This window comes from Streptomyces viridosporus, from assembly GCF_002078235.1.
GTDB lineage: Bacteria > Actinomycetota > Actinomycetes > Streptomycetales > Streptomycetaceae > Streptomyces > Streptomyces viridosporus.
The window spans coordinates 1-1,611 of the sequence record NZ_MSGP01000866.1 but is presented as its reverse complement, the minus strand read 5'-3'; the positions used below and the strand labels follow the sequence as shown (position 1 = coordinate 1,611).

The window sequence follows — 1,611 nt, the reverse complement described above, 5'->3', positions numbered from 1 at the left end:
CCCAGCTTCGCCGCCGCCCGGGCGATGCCCTCCAGGAGCAGGGGCATCTTGTCCGGGCGGCGGCGAAGCTGGGAGTGACCCCGGCCGCGCCGGCCACGCTGCTGGGTGTCGCGGCCCTGGACGTGCCCGAGCACCTGGTCGAGGTCGAAGCCACGGCGGTCATCGACTGACCGCGGGCCGCGGGGCGCGGGGCGCGGGGCGGGCCGTCCGGGCGCGACACGAGAACCGGTTTCGGCCTTTTCGGCGCTCCGGGCGGGAAGCGCGTCCTCCCCGGCCCCGAACGGCCCTATGCTTCTACGTGCTTGTAGAAGCACTGCTCACGGGCCGGTTCCCGCACGACGCGACCGGCCCGTGAGCCGTCGTGGTGCCGTGTCCCCGGGCGGGCCGCCGGCACCCGCCCCAAGGACAACACGCACGTTGAAGGAGTGGACGCCACGATGGTGTTCAAACGACTGCTCGCCTCGCTCGGCGTGGGCGGACCCACCGTCGACACGGTCCTCGACCCCGGTGCCGCCCGCCCGGGCGGCACCCTGTCGGGTCAGGTCCACCTCAAGGGCGGTGACGCCGACTTCGCCATCGACCACATCACCCTGGAGCTGGTGGCCCGGGTCGAGGCCGAGCACGACGAAGGGGAGAGCGAGGGGTTCGTCGCTTTCGACCGGTTCACCGTCGGCGGGGGGTTCCGGCTCGCCGCGGGCGAGCAGCGGAACGTGCCGTTCAGCGTGACGCTGCCGTGGGAGACGCCGATCACCGAGCTGTACGGGCAGCCGCTGGGCATCGTGCTCGGCGTGCGCACCGAGCTGGCGGTGGCCGGCGCGAAGGACAAGGGCGACCTCGACCAGTTGTCCGTCGCCCCGCTGCCCGCCCAGGAGGCGATCCTGGAGGCACTCGGCGGGCTCGGTTTCGGCTTCCGGTCCGCCGACCTGGAGTACGGCCGGATCGGCGGCACCGGACAGCAGCTGCCCTTCTACCAGGAGATCGAGCTCACCCCGGCCCCGCAGTACGCCGACCGGGTCAACGAGCTCGAGGTCACCTTCCTCGCCGGCCCCGGCGGTCTGGAGGTCGTCCTGGAGGCCGACAAGCGGGGCGGCTTCTTCTCCGGGGGGCACGACGCGCTGACCCGTTTCACCGTGCCCCGCGCCGAGGAGGGGCACCAGGACTGGAACGCCCTGGTCGACGGCTGGATCCGGCAGCTGGTCGAGCACCGGGCGTCGTACGGGTCCCCCTCCGCGTACGGCCACGGCGGGTACGACGGGCACGCGCCGCACCACGACGGCCACCGCTCCGGCCACCGCTCCGGCCCCGGCATGGGCACCGTCGTCGCCGCGGGCGCGGCCGGGCTCGCGGTCGGTGTGGTCGGCGGCATGGTCGCGGCCGAAGTCGTCGACGAGGTCGGGGACTTCTTCGAGGGCGAGGAGGAAGAGGAGGGCTGACGTCCGCCGAGCGGGACGCGGAGGGGCCGGCCGGCCCCTCCGTACCCGGGAGGAGGCACCGGTTCACCACGGGCCCACGCCCGCTCGCCGTGGGCCCGTGGTGACGGCGTTGGGGGTCCGGACGTGCAAGCCGTGCGGAAGTACTGTGAAACTTCGGTCGCCCTTTGCCGCAGCAGTT

General features: G+C 73.7%; 1 protein-coding gene. It reads left to right on the top strand.

Annotated features, from left to right (window positions below):
• The first annotated feature begins 437 nt into the window (after nucleotides 1-437).
• Entirely contained in the window at nucleotides 438-1,433 is a 996-nt protein-coding gene (locus B7L92_RS38270; RefSeq protein ID WP_081241653.1) for a sporulation protein, read from the top strand.
• The last annotated feature ends 178 nt before the right edge of the window (nucleotides 1,434-1,611 follow it).

What these genes read in the sequence shown, in the direction of transcription:
- B7L92_RS38270 (WP_081241653.1), top strand. Translation starts at nt 438, where the DNA reads ATGGTGTTCAAACGACTGCTCGCCTCGCTCGGCGTGGGCGGACCCACC.